We start from the raw sequence: 18534 nt of genomic DNA, 5'->3' as shown, positions 1-18534 counted from the left end.
AATAATCATTTACCTTAATGGTAGAAATTTTCCTATATTGTATTGAAGTATATTCAAATTTTTAGTTAGTTATACAAGGAGTGGAAAAATGGCTGCAGATGCAATTGAAAAAGAAGCAAAAGGGTTAGCTAAAATGGCGGAAAAAACTTGGGATTATTTTACGAGTGATGAATTGTGGGATTTTATAGTAAGTGCCTCTATAAAAATTGTCATGATTCTTGTAATATCTTATATAGTCATTTTTATAGGAAAAAAAATTATAACGCGTATTTTTACTTTAAAACTGAAAACACCGATTAACCAGACTGAAAGACGTCAACAAACGATTATAAAATTATTGCATAGTACATTGTCTTATTTAGTGTATTTCTCGGCAATGATAGCAATTTTATCAGCAGTTAACATTAATATTGGGGGGTTACTGGCTGGGGCAGGGATTGCAGGCTTAGCCATTGGTTTTGGCGCTCAAAGTTTAGTAAAGGATATTATTACAGGGTTCTTCATTATTCTTGAAGATCAGTTTGGTGTAGGAGATTATATCCGATTAAACAATTCAGAAGGTACAGTAACCGAGATAGGGTTAAGAACAACGAAAATTTTAGGTATTACGGGTGAGCTATTTATCATCCCTAACGGTCAAATTTTAGATGTTGTTAACTACTCTGTAAATAATTCGAAAGCGATTATTGATATGCAAGTTGCTATAGATGCAGATATAGAGAAAGTAGAAAAATTATTAACAGCTTATTTAGAAACGTTGCCTTCAAAATTTGAAGAATTAGTGGATGTTCCATCATTTTTAGGTGTTCAAAATGTGGTAGGTACGGAAGTGACGATTCGTATTATTGCAGAAACTAAGCCTTTACAACACTATACAATTGCCCGTGTCATTCGCCGGGATGTAAAAGAAATTTTAGAGAAAAATGGAATTCCAATGGCATATCCGAAAATGATGCTTTATGATCGTTGGTATAAAGAGTCGTCAGAAGGAGATGAGGAATAATGGAGACAAAAGAATTTGGACTGCATGATATTGTAGAAATGAAGAAGCAACATCCATGCGGAACAAATGCATGGAAAGTCATTCGTATGGGGGCAGATATACGAATCAAATGCCAAGGTTGTGGCCATAGTGTAATGATTCCTCGCCGTGACTTTAGCAAGAAAATGAAAAAAATATTAGAGAAAGCAAGTGAAGAGTAATTTTTAGCGAAATAGACTTTTTCACTACTTATCCATATAATAAACTTTGGTTTCAAAAACGAAGAACAGTAAATTGAAATAATTGATATAAGAAAGGTCGTGTCAACCGAATGTCTTTAACAGCTGGTATCGTAGGTTTACCGAACGTAGGGAAATCTACATTATTTAACGCAATTACAAAAGCGGGTGCTTTAGCAGCAAACTATCCATTCGCAACTATCGATCCAAACGTAGGAGTAGTAGAAGTGCCTGATGCCCGTTTAGATAAATTAACGGAGCTAGTAGAACCGAAAAAAACCGTTCCGACTGCATTTGAATTTACGGACATTGCAGGAATTGTAAAAGGAGCATCCAAAGGAGAAGGGTTAGGAAATAAGTTTTTATCCCACATCCGTGAAGTAGATGCAATTTGCCAAGTTGTCCGTTGTTTTGAAGATGAAAATATTACACACGTTTCTGGATCAGTAAATCCGATTGATGACATTGAAGTCATTAATTTAGAATTAATTTTAGCTGATATGGAATCGGTAGAAAAACGTCTACAACGGGTTAGTAAAATGGCGAAGCAAAAAGATAAGGAAGCTTTAATTGAAGAACCCGTTTTAACTAAAATTAAAGAAGCGTTAGAAAAGGAAAAACCAGCACGTTCTGTTGATTTAACGGACGATGAATTAAAAATTATAAAAGGACTTCACCTTTTAACGATTAAACCAATGCTTTATGTAGCCAATGTATCAGAAGATGAAGTAGCAGATGCAGCAAATAACCAATACGTGCAACAAGTACGTGAGTTTGCAAACGCTGAAGGGGCGCAAGTTATTACCATTTGTGCTAAGATCGAAGAAGAAATTTCAGAGTTGGATGATGAAGAAAAGGCGATGTTCCTAGAAGAATTAGGAATTGAAGAGTCTGGTTTAGATCAATTAATTCGTGCTTCCTATGATTTATTAGGGTTAGCAACATACTTTACTGCAGGAGTGCAAGAAGTACGTGCATGGACTTTCCGTAAAGGAATGAAAGCTCCACAATGTGCAGGTATCATCCATTCAGACTTTGAGCGCGGATTTATTCGTGCGGAAACAGTAGCTTACGAGGATTTAGTGGCAGCTGGTTCAATGGCAGCGGCAAAAGAAGCTGGAAAAGTACGTTTAGAAGGTAAAGATTACGTCGTACAAGATGGCGATGTTATGCTATTCCGTTTTAACGTATAATCACATTAGAGTTTCAATAGAAAACAGGAGTCCAAATTAGGACTCCTGTTTTTCGTCTTCTAAATAAACATAAACACTAAATTGATCAGGTTGATCTTTTACTAATGCATCATCTGGGAAATGTCGTAATTTATAAATACCAACAAAATTAGCTAATCCTCCTGCTATAAAAGAAGCACTGGCAAGTAATAGTGGATAGCTCCCAATTGCAAATCCAATAGCCAATGGAATAATCCCAGTAAAAGAGAAGGAAGTTAGAAATATCGACTGGTACTGGGCATTTTTAATTTTTTCTGTTGTTTTTGAATAAACTAATCCTTTCTCAGGATGAATCGATAAAGATAATGACTCAGGTGCAACTTTACAACGATATCGATAGCCTAATAGATTTAGAATTTCATTGATGACAACTAAAAGTAGAGAAACGACAAGATAGATTACTACTCCAAGGATAAAACCTAGTATGCTCGGAGAAAAGTCTTTATGTATTACATAATTTAAAACTACAAATAAAATACTTAGAATAACCGTTAAAATGATTGTATGTTTCATAATTTTTTGTTCATTTAATGAAACGATTTTTATATTATTTGACATAGTTCACCTCTAATTAATCTTTATATACATAAAGTCTTGGAAGTTTTGGATCATCTTTTATTAAAGCATCCTTTGGGAAGTTACGTAATTCCTTATACATATAAAAATCACCTACTGCCCCAGCTATGAGTATAGCTCCTAGTAGAACAAACATAGAAGAGTTAAAGTAAAAACCGATTAGTGTAGGAATGACACCTGTTGTCCAAAAAGGTAACAATAACGCTTTTTTCATTGCATTATTTTTCAAAGGAACAGACGTTGTAGCATAGGCGATGCCAAGTTTTAAATTAACACCATAATCTAGCTGTTTAAATGGGACTTTCCCAAAAATCATAAATCCTATCAAATGAAAAATTTCATGAAGGACAATAAGGGCAATGTAGTAAATTATAAAAAGAAAAAAGTCAAAAAAGGTAAAAGTAAATTCAAATTGTTGATGAATATAACTATTTCCAATGAAAAATACAACACACAAAAGGAACGTTAACCATAAATTCATTTTCGTTATCGCTTTCATATCAAGCTCGATTATTTTTGGTTCAGACATGTCACCTCTCCTCTCTAGCTACCATTATAAATGGTTCAAATCTTAATTTGGAAGTATTTATATTTGTTGCATGAACACTTGAAGTGTGGTACAATTCTCAGATGTGAGTATATAATACTTACTCCTTGCTCTCTTCATAAAGGAGAGCCCAAGTCCATAAGGAGGTGCAAAATAATGAAAAAGTATGAAATAATGTACATCGTTCGTCCGAACATTGAAGACGAAGCGAAAAAAGCATTAGTAGAACGCTTCAACGAAGTTTTAACTTCAAATGGCGCTGAAATCATCGAGTCTAAAGAGTGGGGCAAACGCCGCTTAGCTTATGAAATCAACGACTTCCGTGAAGGTTACTACCAAATCGTAAAAGCGAACGCTGGTTCAGAAGCTATTAACGAGTTCACTCGTTTAGCGAACATTAGCGAAGACATTATTCGTCACATGGCTGTTCGTGAAGAAGAATAATTTTAACATTTAACTTTAACTAAAATGCTGAAAAGGAGGTTGAAATTGTGATAAACCGTGTCGTATTAGTTGGAAGACTAACGAAAGATCCAGAGCTTCGCTACACACCGAGTGGCGTTCCAATGACTCGTTTTACAATCGCTGTAAATAGAACATTTTCGAACCAACAAGGTGAACGTGAAGCAGACTTTATCGGATGTATTGCTTGGCGAAAACAGGCCGAAAACTTAGCAAACTTCATGAAAAAAGGAAGTTTGATTGGTGTTGAAGGTCGTATTCAAACAGGTAGCTTCGAAGGTCAAGATGGAAAACGTGTTTACACAACAGATGTTGTAGCGGATTCGGTACAATTTTTAGAACCGCGAAACACTGGTGGTGGAGCTGGTATGCCAAATCAACAGTACGGAGGGCGACCACAATATGGAGGGAACCAACCTGCATATAGTACAAGCCAACCAAACCAACAATTTGGAAGCGCGGAGCAAGATCCATTTGCTTCATACCCACAAGCTCAACCTTCTGGGAATCAGCAAAACTATACACGTGTAGATGAGGACCCATTTGCGTCGAGCAAAGGTCCAATTGAAGTTTCTGAAGACGATTTACCGTTCTAATAGAGACAAAAAACTAAAAAAGGAGGAACATCGAAATGGCACAACGTCGCGGAGGCCGCAAACGCCGTAAAGTTTGTTACTTCACTTCTAACAATATTACGCACATCGACTACAAAGATGTAGATCTACTTAAAAAGTTCATTTCTGAACGTGGTAAAATTCTTCCACGTCGCGTAACTGGTACAAGTGCAAAATACCAACGTAAATTAACATCAGCTATTAAACGTGCTCGTATTATGGCACTACTTCCATTCGTAGCTGAAGATAAATAAGATTAAATTTAATTCTTACAAAGGTAAGAATGGATGATAATCAAAAAAGTCGACAAAATCGTAATTTGGTTTTGTCGACTTTTTTTGTAATGAATATATGTAATTTTTATTAATATGATGAATTTGGCAATTGTTAGACGCCTATTGAATAATTTAGTATATTAAGACTTTTAACGTCTTTCTGCATTTTTGTCCAATAGCTAAAAAGATGATACAATATACGAATGAACAGGATTATTTGATTTCATAAAAGGAAGGTTATAAATGCCGAATAATCAAACTAAAAGGCTCGCACATGGAGCAATGATGATCGCGCTATTTACAATATTAATTGCAATAGCCTTTTACGTACCCATGATTAGCCTCATTGCCAGTCTATTTGCACCACTTCCGATAGCTTGGTATAGTGCAAAATATAATCGAAGCTCTTCCATTTTAGTAGCGGTATTAGGATGTATTATTTCCTTCTTTTTTGGAGGATTAATTATTTTACCGTTCTCTTTCATCTTTGCAGCTATAGGTGTTGTAATGGGTGATGCGCTACGCTTAAAGAAAAGTAAAGTATTTTTATTGATGTCCACTGGGGTAACAATTTTAATTACTTTAGCTATAGAATATCTTATTTCATTAAAGTTGCTCGAAACAGACATTATTAAAGAGTCATTGAAACTTATGCGGGAAAGTTATTCTCAAGCAATGACGTTATCAGAAAGTTTAACTGGACAACAATCAGCAATGAATGCTGAACTGATGAATGTCTTGTTTGATACGATGGAAACAACCATCCCTGCTTCGATTACAATAGCTGTCTTTCTTTTAGCCTTTATTGTCATAACGACTAATTTACCGTTGTTAAAACGATTTGGGGTAAATGTACCGAAATTTAGTGCATTTAAAAATATGCGTTTGCCAAAGGCTGTATTATGGTATTACTTAATCGTACTAACGATTAATTTATTTATCTCCCCAGAAGCAGGTACAGCACTTTTTGTGATTTGTTTAAATTTTTCAGTAGTTTTATGGCTACTATTAACGTTACAAGGTATTTCATTTGTACACTTTTGCTTGGATGCATACGGTTCTCCGAGCTTTTTAAAAGTGCTGGTTACGATAATGGCAATTCCCTTTTATTCATTCTTTGTTTTAATAGGAATTGTTGATTTAGGTTTTGACATTCGGTCATTCTTCAAAGGTAAGATTCAGAAGTAGGGAGCTGGTAAAATGGATACTTATAGGAAGCGAATTATTCGACATCCTCTTATGTATCTAACGATGATTGGCTTATTAGGTTCTATTCTATTGCTCTTTTGGCATGTTTGGGCAGGGATAGCCTATGCACTAGTCTCAACCATCGGGTTAATATATGCGTGGCGATTTGAAAAAATTACCTTTGAGCATACAGAAAAGCATATAGAGTCTCTGTCGTTCCGAATGAAAAAAGTAGGTTCAGAAGCCTTACTTGAAATGCCAATAGGGATATTGCTTGTGAACGAAAAGTTTATCATTGAATGGGCGAACCCCTATATGTCTGAAATTGTAGATGATGGTACATTAATAGGAGAAGAAATGTTTGTTCTCTCCGATGATTTATATAATCTTACAAAATCAGATGAAAAACGGGAACAGACAGTAACGATTGATGATCGGAAATATAAAGTGGTTTATAAACAAGAAGAAAGACTGCTCTATTTCTTTGACGTCACAGAGCAATTAGAGATCCAATCTCAATATTATGCAGATCGCACAGTAATCGCGATTCTTTTTATAGATAATTATGATGAAATAACGCAAGGAATGGATGACCAATCACGTAGTTTAACGAATACGGTTGTCACATCGATTATTAATGATTGGGCTTTTGAACACGGTATATTTGCAAGACGTATATCATCGGACCGTTTTTTAGCTGTTTTAAATGAATCGATTTTAAGTGAATTAGAGAAGAAAAAGTTCTCTATTTTAGATGACATTCGCGAAAAGACAGCACAGAAAAACTTATCTCTTACGTTAAGTATCGGGGTTGGAGCTGGCTCCTCGTCCCTTATTAAACTTGGAGAATTAGCTCAATCCAGTTTAGATTTAGTGTTAGGTCGTGGTGGTGACCAAGTTGCTATTAAACATCCTAACGGAAAACTTAAATTTTACGGCGGAAAAACAAACCCCGTAGAGAAACGAACTAGAGTGCGGGCACGCGTAATATCCCATGCGTTACAAGACTTAATCATTGAAAGTGATCAAGTGTTCGTGATGGGACATAAAAATCCTGATATGGATGCAATCGGAGCGGCAATCGGTGTTCGAAAAATGGCTCAAAAAAATAAAGTAGATGGTTTTGTCGTACTTGATTTCGATGAGCTTAATGGGAGCGTTAGCCGTTTGATGGATGAAATCGAGGAAAACTCTGATTTATATAAGTATTTCATCACACCGGATGAAGCCCTTTCTACCATGACAGAGAAATCGTTAGTCATTGTTGTAGATACTCATAAACCGAGTCTCGTTATTGATGATCGTTTATTAAATAACTCGGAAAAAGTTGTTGTCATCGATCACCATAGACGAGGGGAAGAATTTATTCAAAATCCAACGTTAGTATATATGGAACCATATGCTTCCTCTACAGCTGAATTAGTAACCGAGTTATTAGAGTACCAACCTGAAGACGAAAAACTGACAAAACTTGAAGCTACTTCCCTTTTGTCAGGAATTATTGTTGATACAAAAAGTTTCACATTACGTACAGGAGCTCGTACCTTTGAAGCAGCATCTTATTTAAGAACATATGGTGCAGACACGATTCTTGTTCAACAATTATTGAAAGAAGATATCGATACGTATATTGAACGTTCAAAAATTATACAGACAGTAGAATTTATACATCCAGGTGTTGCAGTAGCATGCGGAGAAAGAAATAAACAATACGATTCGGTTTTAATTGCGCAAACGGCAGATATTTTATTAACAATGAAAGATGTATCGGCATCCTTTGTTATTGCCCATCGTTCAGATGGTTTAATTGGCATTAGCGCGCGCTCGCTAGGCGATATTAACGTTCAGCTAGTGATGGAAAACCTCGGCGGTGGCGGTCATTTAACAAATGCCGCTTGTCAAATTGATGCAGAAACGATCGATGAAGCAGTCATGCTATTAAGGAATGCAATTATAGAGACATTGGAAGGGAGTAATGAAGAATGAAAGTAGTATTTCTAAAAGACGTTAAAGGTAAAGGGAAAAAAGGGGAAGTAAAAAACGTTGCAGATGGATATGCACACAACTTCTTAATTAAAAATGGCTATGCTGTAGAAGCGACTAAACAAGCAATGAGCCAATTGGAAGGACAAAAGAAACTAGAAGAAAAAAATGCTGCAGCTGAATTAGAAGCGGCAAAAAATTTAAAAGAACAACTAGAAAAAATGGAAGTTGAAATTAAAGCAAAAGCTGGAGAAGGCGGAAGACTTTTTGGTTCCATTTCAACAAAACAAATTGCGGAAGCACTTCAAAAAACGCACGGTATTAAAATTGATAAACGTAAAATGGAGAGCGAAGGAATTCGTTCATTAGGTTATACAAATGTACCAGTTAAACTACATCACGAAGTAAAAGCAACATTAAAAGTGCACGTGGTTGAAGAGGCATAAGGAGAGATGTCTATGAACGATTCCGTTTTGGACCGCGTTCCACCGCATAACCATGAAGCTGAACAATCGGTTATCGGTGCGATATTTCTTGAACCACAAAGCTTAATTACCGCATCGGAAATTTTAATTCCGGATGATTTTTATCGTATTGCCCATAAAAAAATCTTCCAAACGATGTTGGATTTAAGTGATCAAGGAAAAGCGATAGATGTTGTTACAGTTACAGAAGAACTTTCAGTAAAAAAGGAACTGGAAGATGTAGGTGGGCTCTCTTACTTAACAGAGCTTGCTAACGCCGTTCCAACTGCTGCAAACATTGCCTACTATGCAAAAATTGTAGAAGAAAAGGCGCTCTTACGTCGATTAATTCGTGTTGCTACAAAAATCGTAGAAGATGGTTATACACGGGAAGATGAAGTAGAGGCCCTTTTAGCAGATGCTGAAAAGAAAGTTATGGAAGTAGCCAATCGTAAAAATGCAGGTGACTTTAAGCATGTAAAAGACGTGCTTGTTCAAACCTATGACAATATCGAACAGCTACAATTCCGTGACGGAGATGTAACGGGTATTCCTACCGGCTTTAATGATTTAGACCGTATGACAGCTGGATTCCAACGAAATGATTTAATTATCGTAGCTGCACGTCCATCCGTTGGTAAAACAGCCTTTGCATTAAATATTGCACAAAATGTTGCCATCAAAGCCCGTGAGAACGTAGCTATCTTCTCACTGGAGATGGGTGCCGAACAGCTTGTGATGCGTTTGCTTTGTGCAGAAGGAAATATTGATGCACAAACTTTACGTACCGGTGCTCTTACTGCAGATGACTGGAGCAAATTAACGATGGCTATGGGTAGTTTATCGAACTCTGGTATTTATATTGATGATACACCTGGTTTACGTATTAATGAAATCCGTGCAAAATGTCGTCGACTTGCTCAAGAACATGGATTAGGAATGATCTTAATTGATTACTTACAATTAATCCAAGGGAGCGGCCGAAGTGGCGAAAACCGTCAACAAGAAGTTTCCGAAATATCTCGTTCATTAAAAGCTCTTGCTCGTGAATTAAAAGTTCCTGTAATTGCCCTATCTCAGTTATCACGTGGTGTTGAACAACGTCAAGATAAACGCCCAATGATGAGTGATATTCGTGAATCAGGAAGTATTGAGCAAGATGCCGATATCGTGGCATTCTTGTATCGTGATGATTATTATGATAAAGAATCCGAAAACAAAAATATGATTGAAATTATTATTGCAAAACAACGTAATGGTCCTACCGGTACTGTTACCCTTGCATTTAAAAAAGAGTTTAATAAATTTATTAACATTGACTGGTCCCAACATCCTATGCCTGTTAATGCTTAATCAAAAATCTATCAATCTATTTCAGAACACGAACAATTAGTAAATTTAATTTACTATTTGTTCGTGTTTTTTCTTATTCTCCATTGACTTCTACTAGTTGTCACTGTTACAATGGTTCTGTTTGATAAAATGAAATTTTTAATAGTGGGTAAAATATTTATAAACCACGTTAAGAGGAGAAAAGACGCACTCGCGTCTAGCGGAGGTGCTGGTTATGACATCAGTTGTAGTTGTAGGGACTCAATGGGGAGATGAAGGTAAAGGGAAAATTACTGACTTCCTATCTAAGAAAGCAGATATTATTGCTCGTTTTTCGGGTGGAGATAACGCAGGTCATACAATCAAAATTGGCGATGAAACTTATAAATTACATTTAATTCCATCAGGTATTTTTTATAAAGAAAAAACTTCAGTTATGGGTAACGGGATGGTTATTAACCCTAAATCTTTAGTAACTGAATTAAAAGGTTTAGAAGAGCGCGGAATTGATACATCAAACTTACGTATTTCAAATCGTGCTCAAGTGATTCTTCCATACCACATTTATCAAGATAAAGTGGATGAAGCGTCTCGTGGTGACAACAAAATCGGAACGACTTGTAAAGGGATTGGACCTTGTTATCAAGACAAAATTGCCCGCATTGGGATCCGTATCGCGGATTTACTAGATCGTGAAGTTTTTGAACAAAAACTAAGAGAAAACTTGGAATTAAAAAACCGTCTGTTCGAAAAATTTTACGAAGTGGAAGGTTTAAAATTCGAGGAAATTTTCGAAGAGTATTATGGCTACGGACAAGAAATCGCGAAATACGTAACAGATACTTCAAAAGTTTTAAACGACGTAATCGATGAAGGTGGCCGTATTTTATTTGAAGGTGCCCAAGGCGTTATGTTAGACGTTGACCATGGAACATATCCATTTGTTACGTCTTCCAATCCTGTTGCAGGGGGAGTAACGACTGGTACTGGTATTGGCCCTTCTCATATCTCTCGCGTTGTTGGTGTAAGTAAAGCGTACACTTCCCGTGTAGGTGACGGACCATTCCCAACTGAATTATTTGATGAAGTGGGACATCATATCCGTGAAGTGGGACGTGAATATGGTACAACTACTGGCCGACCTCGCCGTGTAGGTTGGTTCGACTCGGTTGTAGTACGCCATTCTCGTCGTGTAAGTGGTATTACGGATCTAGCATTAAACTCTATCGATGTATTAACAGGATTAGAAACGGTAAAAATTTGTACTGCTTATAAATATAACGGTGAAGTGATTACTGAGTATCCTGCAAGTTTACATGTCATTGAAGCTTGTGAACCGGTTTATGAAGAACTTCCAGGTTGGAAAGAAGATATTACAGGTGTTCGTACGTTAGAGGAACTTCCAGAAAACGCTCGTAAATATGTAGAACGTATTGTGGAATTAACAGGAATTAACTTAATGACGTTTTCAGTTGGACCTGCTCGTGAACAAACGAATGTCGTAAATCCTATTTGGGACTAAATAGAAAAATTAAAAAGAACTATGAATGGCTGTATGTCATTCATAGTTCTTTTTTTGTTACAAAATACCTTCACACAAAAGAGGATATTTGCCTATGTTTTTTATAAATGGACTAGTATTAAATGTCGAAATAAGTAGATTAACTTCGAAATTGTCTATCAATTACATTAGGGTAGGTTAAGGGAAAATGTCTCTTGTTTACAGAAAAAAGTGATAATAGATAGAAAAATTCATTATTTTTCGAGAAAAAATAACGAAAATGCAATTATTCTATTATGATTATTTTTTAAATTAGTTAAATTTTCTCACTTTATGACAATAATTGAGCAAATAATACATTTTCATTACAAAAGGCTCAAATTGTTCAAACGAAAAAAAGATTATGTTATCGTAAGGAAGTGCAAAATTTTAATGTGGAAAATTAACCCTCCTATTTTTTCGAGGGAGTCTTTGGAAGGGGCTTAATTATGAGTTCGAATAAGAACATCAAAAGAGACTTTACAAAGCAACACAGACTAAGTCTTAAATCTAGTAAAAATAAATTATTTAAAAAAGTTGTGGTAGCTACTGCGTTATTTTCAGCCGTTTCATTCAATATAGCTTTCGCTAATGATAATGATTCATTGAAAAAAATCTATCACGTTTATGTAGGAGATACATATATTGGTGCAGTTTCTAATGAAGAATCCGTACAAAAAGTGATCGAAACAAAGAAACAAGAAGCAAAAGAACTTTATAAAGATCCTGTTTTAGAAATAAGTTCTAATGTTACGCTAGTACCTGAACAAGTATTTTCATATGATACGGAAGATTCTACTACTCTATCAAAACTAAACGAAGAACAAATTGTTGAAGCAGAGAGTTATGCTCTTAAAGTAAATGGCCAACCAGTCGTTTATTTAAAAGACCAAGCGGATTATGAAGAAACTCTTCGCTTATTAAAACAAGAATATATTACAGAAGAGCAATTAAAACAATATGAAGCAAATGCTGCTCTTGATACATTACCCGCATTAAAACAAAATGAAACACGGGTAAAAGAAATTACGATAGCAGAAGATCTTTCTGGCGAAGCAACGGAAGTAAACCCAGCAGAAATCTTAACTCCTGAAAAAGCAGTTGAATATTTAAAAACTGGTTCAAAAGAAAAAGAAGTATATAAAGTTCAAGAAGGTGACGTACTCGGTACGATTGCTAACAAGCATAATTTAACAACGGCTCAATTACTAGAGTTAAACCTAGGTCTAACAGAGGATGTATTATTACAAATCGGACAGGGAATTAACGTAACTGTTGAAAAGCCGTTAGTAAATGTGCAAATTACCATTGAAAAATTAAATGTGGAAAAGATTCCGTTTAAAGAAGTCGTTGAAGAAGACAAATCCATGTTTAAAGGTGAAACAGAAGTAAAACAAGAAGGAAAAAATGGTGAGAAGGAAGTTTCTTATCAAATCAAACACCTTAATGGAAAAGTAACGGAGGAAACCGTTACGAAAGAAACCGTTTTATCTGAACCTGTTGATAGTATTACGATAAAAGGAACAAAGGTTGTTTCTTCTCGTGGTACAGGTGAATTTAAATGGCCAGCAGTAGGTGGGTATATTTCAAGTAAGATGGGATCTCGTTGGGGAAGTTACCATAGAGGAATCGATATTGCACGACCATCAAACTATAATATCCTTGCATCGGATAACGGTGTCGTAACATTTACTGGTTGGGATGGAACGTACGGTCAAAAAGTTGTCATTGACCATAATAATGGTTATGAAACAATATATGCACACTTATCTGAAATTAAAGTAAGTGAAGGACAAGTTGTTCCCCAAGGTTCTGTAATTGGAATTATGGGTTCAACAGGTAGATCAACAGGTACTCATTTACACTTTGAAGTACACAAAAATGGATCTCTAGTTAACCCACTTGATTATTTAAACTAACATTTATTTTTAGACAGTCCTCTTTATAAGGACTGTCTTTTTTTTAAAAACAGTAGGCAAATTTTGTCGAAAATTATTTCCCGGAAAATAAAGATGTTAAAAGTTAAAGAATATCTTCTTATCGCAATTATACTTCTAATACTCGTTATGACAGTTTATTTGGTATAATAACTTTATGCATTTGATACGAATGCATGATAGAGTAAATAATATAAAGTTGAATTTTTATTATTCGGGGAAAACTGTACAAGAAAACCGAAAACCTATACTAGTTGTGAAACCTTTCATAAGGCTAGTGAGTTAATATGAAGTGGGCTTATAACGATTCCTTCATTTTAATTTTGTAATGACTAGTAGGAATTTTATGATGATAAATGCAATATAAATTTGAACTTAATTTACTAAAACGATAGATAGATATATGAAAAGGAGAGAATGAAATGACCAAGACAATTTTAGTTGTTGATGATGAAAAACCGATTGCGGATATTTTGCAATTTAATTTAGTTAAAGAAGGATACCAAGTAATTTGCGCCTACGATGGCGATGAGGCGTTAGAGAAAATAGAAGAATCTCAACCAGATTTAATGTTACTGGATATTATGCTTCCGAAAAGAGATGGAATGGAAGTTTGTCGAGAAGTACGTAAAAAATATGATTTCCCCATTATTATGTTAACAGCAAAAGGTTCTGAAATTGATAAAGTGTTAGGTCTGGAAATGGGTGCTGACGATTATGTAACAAAACCTTTTAGTACGCGTGAATTAATTGCCCGTGTTAAAGCAAATATGCGTCGTTTAAAAGTATCTTCTCAAGTAGAGGAATCAAAAGAAGAAACGAATGATATTACTGTCGGTGCTTTAATTATCCAACCAGATGCTTACCTTGTATTAAAACGAGGAGAAGCAATCGAATTAACCCATCGTGAATTTGAACTGTTACATTATTTAGCAAAACATATCGGTCAAGTTATGACACGGGAACATTTACTTCAAACTGTATGGGGATATGATTATTTTGGAGATGTTCGAACTGTTGACGTTACAATACGTCGCTTACGTGAAAAGATAGAGGATAACCCTAGTCATCCAAACTGGATCGTCACACGACGTGGTGTAGGTTATTATTTACGAAATCCTGAGCAGGAGTAAATACGATGCACAAAGTAAGCTTTTTTAAGTCGATTCACGTAAAAGTCGTTTTAATCTACGTATTACTTATTATTATTGCATTACAAATTATAGGAATTTATTTTTCAACAGAATTGGAAGATAATTTGAAAACGAATTTTCAAGAATCTATTAAACAAAGAATTGATTTAGTTCAATACAGCATCCGTGAAGAGTTGTTAAGGGAACGGGATGATACAACTTTAACAAAGGAACAAAGTCTCAATGCCATATTACAAGAGTTTAAAACGAATGATATTAACGAAATTATCATTATGGACAATCGTAATAAAGTACTTGCTACTTCGGATGCTGATAATCAATCGATTGTTGGGCAACGCTTTAATGCGGATACAGTAACAAAATCAATTTCTGCTGAGACATATTTAGATGAAATTGCCCTTGATGAAGAGACAAGAAAAAGGGTTTGGGTTTTAGCAACTCCTATATTAAATACAATTGGTCCCGATGGCGAAGTGATGGGTGCCATTTATATTGAGTCAAATATTGAAAAAGTATTTGAACAAATGAGTGATATTAATCGAATTTTTGCTGTCGGTACAGCCATGTCCCTTGTAATTACTGTCATATTAGGTATTTTCTTCGCAAAAACGATTACGAAACCAATTTTAGATATGCGTAGACAAGCTTTAGCCATGTCTAGAGGAAATTACTCAAGAAAAGTTCGTGTCTATGGGGACGATGAAATTGGGCAACTTGCCATTGCCTTTAACCATTTAACGAATCGATTGCAAGAAGCCCAATCGACAACAGAAGCTGAGCGAAGAAAGTTAGCCTCCGTTTTAACGAATATGACGGATGGTGTTATTGCAACAGATCGAAAAGGAAAGGTTATTTTAATTAATGAACCAGCCTTAAAATTTTTAAATGTTACACGTGAAACAACTTTAAATCGTCCTATTGCTTCTGTACTTGGTATCGACCAAGAATATAGCTTTGAAGATTTAATTCATATGAAGGAATCGATTAATTTAGATTATAGTACGGAAGAAAAACCATTTATTCTTAGAGCAAATTTCTCCGTTATACAAAAAGAAACGGGCTTTGTGAACGGATTAATTACAGTTATCCATGATAATACAGAGCAAGAGAAAATTGAAATGGAACGAAGAGAGTTTGTTGCGAACGTTTCCCACGAGTTGCGTACGCCATTAACGACAATGCGAAGCTATTTAGAGGCACTTGCTGACGGTGCATGGAGAGATGAAAATATTGCTCCTACTTTCTTAAACGTAACCCAAACTGAAACAGAACGAATGATTCGTTTAGTAAATGATCTGCTAAATCTATCCAAAATGGATAGCCGTGATTATAAACTAAATAAAGAATTTGTGGAATTTAATAAGTTCTTTAATCGAATTATTGATCGTTTTGAAATGTCAAAATCCCAAAATGTAAAGTTCCTTCGTTACATTCCTGAAACGTCCTATTTTGTTGAAATTGACACAGATAAATTAACTCAAGTAATTGATAATATTATTTCGAATGCATTGAAATATTCACCAGATGGTGGAAATATTCGATTCGGATTTACCGTCCAAGAAAATATGTTAAAAGTGATGATCTCGGATGATGGTATGGGGATTCCGAAAGAAAATGTAACGAAAATTTTCGAACGGTTCTATCGAGTAGACCGGGCCCGATCCCGTGCAATGGGGGGAACTGGTTTAGGATTAGCTATTGCCAAGGAAATGATTGAAGCCCATGGGGGTAAAATTTGGGCAGAAAGTGAGGAAGGCGTAGGTACGACGATTTTCTTCACGTTGCCATTTGAATTAGATGAGGAGGGTGATTGGGAGTGAAACATATAGAACAAATTAAATCATTTGTCTTGTTCCTCCTAGTCATTTTAAGTCTCATATTAACCTTTTCCATTTGGACGTATACACCAGATTATCAACCCATTAAAGACTCACAAGTTGAGCCAATTACTGTAGGCCAACAAAAGGAGCTTCATGAAGTACTTAAACCTTATCGTATTTTAGCTCATGATAACGGGAAATTACTCGGTACTATCCAGTCTACTCAAATCGATCGGATCATGAATACGTTGACTGATTTAAGTGCATCGAATTTAATTTTCATGCAAAGTAATTTGTCTGAAGAGGAGATTAATTCGGCAATTCATACGGATAATCGTATGACCCTTTTCTTCTCTTATGAAGTGCCAATGGAAACATTTCTTTCCGTTTTAGAGTTTTCTCAAAATGATTTACCTGAAACTACTTTCAGTCATTTAATAATAGATTGGAGTGAATTTAGTCAAACGAATTCAATTCAATTTTTATTTATAAGTGAAGAAAACCGTACGCTTTATAGAACTGATGTGGCACTTAGTAAGAATAATTTCGAGAATACTTTTATGGAAGTAGTGAATTATACGGAGCCATATTCGGAAATAGAAAGAACGAATAATTTCTCTTTATACGTACCAACGGAAAAAGTAGAAATACCGAAATTTACTTATTCTATCAATCAAGTGTCTCCTGATAAATTTAAAAATATATTATTTAAAGACTCGAACATTGTTCAAAAAAATATAGAAAGTAACACATCAACTAAATATACGGACGGTATGGCTGCTATGACTTCTGATGCTAGCACAAGAACGATTAATTTCGTTTATCCGGCTTCAGAAAGTATTGGTGAAATGAAACCATCTGTTTTATTCCAAAATAGTTTTGATTTTGTTAATGACCATGGAGGTTTAACAGGGGACTACCGATATGTTTATAGCAATGTTCTAAAGCATGTAACAGAGTACCAGCTGTTCGCCCACGATCTTCCTGTATTTAGTCAAGTAACTTCCACTCGAATTGTAACTACTTGGGGAGATAATCAAATATTCCAGTATAAAAGACCTTCTTTTATACTGGATACGCCATTTGATATATCGAATCAACAATTACCTTCTGGAGTGGAAGTAGCAGAAGCACTTCCAAGTATAGAAGATATTAATGAAATTGTTTTAGGTTACTATTTATCACAGGAAGAGAAAAACTATAACTTTGTCTATACGCTTATACCTAGTTGGTTTACAATCAACAAAGATGGTAGTTGGACACGTTTAACGACGGAAACAATGGGAGGGGCTGAATATGGATTGGAGTAAATCAAAATCTATATTCATCGTCGTATTTCTTATTTTAGATGTCTTATTATATTCCCTTTACTTAAACCGACATGCGGAAAAACAACAAATGGAAGCATTAGGAGGATTAGTAGAGAACGATATTGAAGCCCGTCTAAAAGATGATAATATAACATATAGGGTATTGCCTAATAACATTGAAAGTGCTAGTTATATTTCGGGTAAAGTAAAAGATTTTGAAGAAGATAATGTTGATATTCAAAATGCTGAAAACATTTCATTTGAAGATAAAAACAAGCTCGTAGTAACATTAAAAGAGCCAGTTAAAATTTCAAATTTAGAAAATGAAGTTGCTTTTAATGATTTTTTAAAATTGAATGTTTACGAAGGATCTTCCTATAGGTTATGGGATATAGATTATGAGAATAACAAGGCTACCTTCTATCAACAAGTTAATAATCGAACGATCTATAATGAGAGTGGATTAGTTACGGTTTATTGGAATGAAAATAATGAAGTCATCATGTATGAACAAACTTTATTAGAAACAATAGAAGCTTATGATGAAGAAAAGAAAATTTTAAAACCAATACAAGCAATCTATACCCTTTACGCTCAAGGTCTTATAAATGCTAATTCTACTATTACAGAAATGAGGTTAGGATATTCTACATTAGTTCCCCTTACTCAAAAGCAAGTATTTGTTCCGACATGGGAAGTTCGAGTGCAAACTTCCGATAATGAAGAAGAAAAATATTTTGTTAATGCCGTAGATGGCATCGAAGTAAAGCTCGACGCTTCAAAAGTAGGAGAAGTAGAAGATACGATTGACGAGGGTGTTACAAATGAATCAAAGCTAGGAAATGAAACAACAGATATAGAAAAAAGTAGGGAGTAATT

Annotated in this window: 18 protein-coding genes; 16 read left to right on the top strand and 2 right to left on the bottom strand. The window is 35.1% G+C overall.

What is annotated here, in order from left to right; genetic code table 11:
* The first annotated feature begins 88 nt into the window (after positions 1-88).
* The 3 genes from MHH69_RS18555 to ychF all read left to right on the top strand — a co-directional run bounded on the left by MHH69_RS18555 (position 89) and on the right by ychF (position 2414).
* Positions 89-1003: a mechanosensitive ion channel family protein gene (locus MHH69_RS18555; RefSeq protein WP_341362906.1), complete on the top strand. Its 915-nt coding sequence runs from the start codon at positions 89-91 to the stop codon at positions 1001-1003.
* Positions 1003-1203, top strand: a complete 201-nt coding sequence (locus MHH69_RS18550; RefSeq protein WP_122972056.1) for a DUF951 domain-containing protein — start codon at positions 1003-1005, stop codon at positions 1201-1203. Before MHH69_RS18555 ends, MHH69_RS18550 begins: the two co-directional genes overlap by 1 nt.
* Before the next feature lie 110 nt (positions 1204-1313).
* Positions 1314-2414 (top strand): redox-regulated ATPase YchF, encoded by a 1101-nt coding sequence (gene ychF / locus MHH69_RS18545; RefSeq protein WP_122972057.1) that lies wholly within the window; start codon positions 1314-1316, stop codon positions 2412-2414.
* A 36-nt stretch (positions 2415-2450) separates the two neighbouring features.
* On the opposite strand, the gene MHH69_RS18540 is transcribed toward ychF, so the two are convergent.
* Together MHH69_RS18540 and MHH69_RS18535 are read right to left on the bottom strand one after the other, a co-directional pair.
* Complete coding sequence (locus MHH69_RS18540; protein ID WP_341362905.1) at positions 2451-3011, bottom strand: hypothetical protein; 561 nt, start codon at positions 3009-3011, stop codon at positions 2451-2453.
* Positions 3012-3024: 13 nt separating this feature from the next.
* Positions 3025-3558, bottom strand: a complete 534-nt coding sequence (locus MHH69_RS18535) for a DUF3267 domain-containing protein (RefSeq protein WP_122972059.1) — start codon at positions 3556-3558, stop codon at positions 3025-3027.
* A 174-nt stretch (positions 3559-3732) separates the two neighbouring features.
* Between MHH69_RS18535 and rpsF the strand changes: the two genes are divergently transcribed.
* The 13 genes from rpsF (at position 3733) to MHH69_RS18470 (ending at position 18532) form a co-directional block, all read left to right on the top strand.
* The gene (gene rpsF, locus MHH69_RS18530) at positions 3733-4020 is read left to right on the top strand and encodes a 30S ribosomal protein S6 (RefSeq protein WP_122972060.1); all 288 of its coding nucleotides are present in this window, start codon (positions 3733-3735) and stop codon (positions 4018-4020) included.
* A gap of 47 nt (positions 4021-4067) precedes the next feature.
* The gene (gene ssb / locus MHH69_RS18525; protein ID WP_122972061.1) at positions 4068-4634 is read left to right on the top strand and encodes a single-stranded DNA-binding protein; all 567 of its coding nucleotides are present in this window, start codon (positions 4068-4070) and stop codon (positions 4632-4634) included.
* Between the two features lie 35 nt (positions 4635-4669).
* Entirely contained in the window at positions 4670-4906 is a 237-nt protein-coding gene (gene rpsR / locus MHH69_RS18520) for a 30S ribosomal protein S18 (RefSeq protein ID WP_122972062.1), read from the top strand.
* Between the two features lie 264 nt (positions 4907-5170).
* Complete coding sequence (locus tag MHH69_RS18515) at positions 5171-6115, top strand: YybS family protein (RefSeq protein WP_122972063.1); 945 nt, start codon at positions 5171-5173, stop codon at positions 6113-6115.
* A gap of 12 nt (positions 6116-6127) precedes the next feature.
* Positions 6128-8101, top strand: coding sequence for a DHH family phosphoesterase (locus MHH69_RS18510; RefSeq protein WP_122972064.1), 1974 nt, complete (start codon positions 6128-6130; stop codon positions 8099-8101).
* On the top strand, positions 8098-8544 hold the full coding sequence (gene rplI / locus MHH69_RS18505; protein ID WP_122972065.1) for a 50S ribosomal protein L9: 447 nt from the start codon (positions 8098-8100) through the stop codon (positions 8542-8544). The genes MHH69_RS18510 and rplI overlap by 4 nt, the downstream gene beginning before the upstream one ends.
* A 12-nt stretch (positions 8545-8556) precedes the next feature.
* The gene (gene dnaB / locus MHH69_RS18500) at positions 8557-9915 is read left to right on the top strand and encodes a replicative DNA helicase (protein ID WP_122972066.1); all 1359 of its coding nucleotides are present in this window, start codon (positions 8557-8559) and stop codon (positions 9913-9915) included.
* Between the two features lie 214 nt (positions 9916-10129).
* Positions 10130-11416: an adenylosuccinate synthase gene (locus tag MHH69_RS18495; protein ID WP_341362904.1), complete on the top strand. Its 1287-nt coding sequence runs from the start codon at positions 10130-10132 to the stop codon at positions 11414-11416.
* A gap of 467 nt (positions 11417-11883) precedes the next feature.
* Positions 11884-13353, top strand: a complete 1470-nt coding sequence (locus MHH69_RS18490) for a M23 family metallopeptidase (protein ID WP_341362903.1) — start codon at positions 11884-11886, stop codon at positions 13351-13353.
* A gap of 440 nt (positions 13354-13793) precedes the next feature.
* A complete protein-coding gene (gene yycF, locus MHH69_RS18485) occupies positions 13794-14504 on the top strand; it encodes a response regulator YycF (protein WP_122972069.1) in 711 nt (236 codons plus the stop codon).
* 5 nt (positions 14505-14509) lie between these two features.
* Positions 14510-16345, top strand: a complete 1836-nt coding sequence (gene walK, locus MHH69_RS18480; RefSeq protein WP_341362902.1) for a cell wall metabolism sensor histidine kinase WalK — start codon at positions 14510-14512, stop codon at positions 16343-16345.
* Positions 16342-17655, top strand: coding sequence for a YycH family regulatory protein (locus tag MHH69_RS18475; protein ID WP_158599698.1), 1314 nt, complete (start codon positions 16342-16344; stop codon positions 17653-17655). Before walK ends, MHH69_RS18475 begins: the two co-directional genes overlap by 4 nt.
* Positions 17642-18532 (top strand): two-component system regulatory protein YycI, encoded by an 891-nt coding sequence (locus tag MHH69_RS18470; RefSeq protein WP_122972072.1) that lies wholly within the window; start codon positions 17642-17644, stop codon positions 18530-18532. The genes MHH69_RS18475 and MHH69_RS18470 overlap by 14 nt, the downstream gene beginning before the upstream one ends.
* Positions 18533-18534 lie beyond the last annotated feature (2 nt).

Source organism: Ureibacillus sp. FSL E2-3493, from assembly GCF_038077515.1.
Taxonomy (GTDB): Bacteria; Bacillota; Bacilli; order Bacillales_A; family Planococcaceae; genus Ureibacillus; species Ureibacillus halotolerans.
Note: the sequence above shows the minus strand (reverse complement) of the source record. Positions and strands in the feature narration are given on the sequence as shown.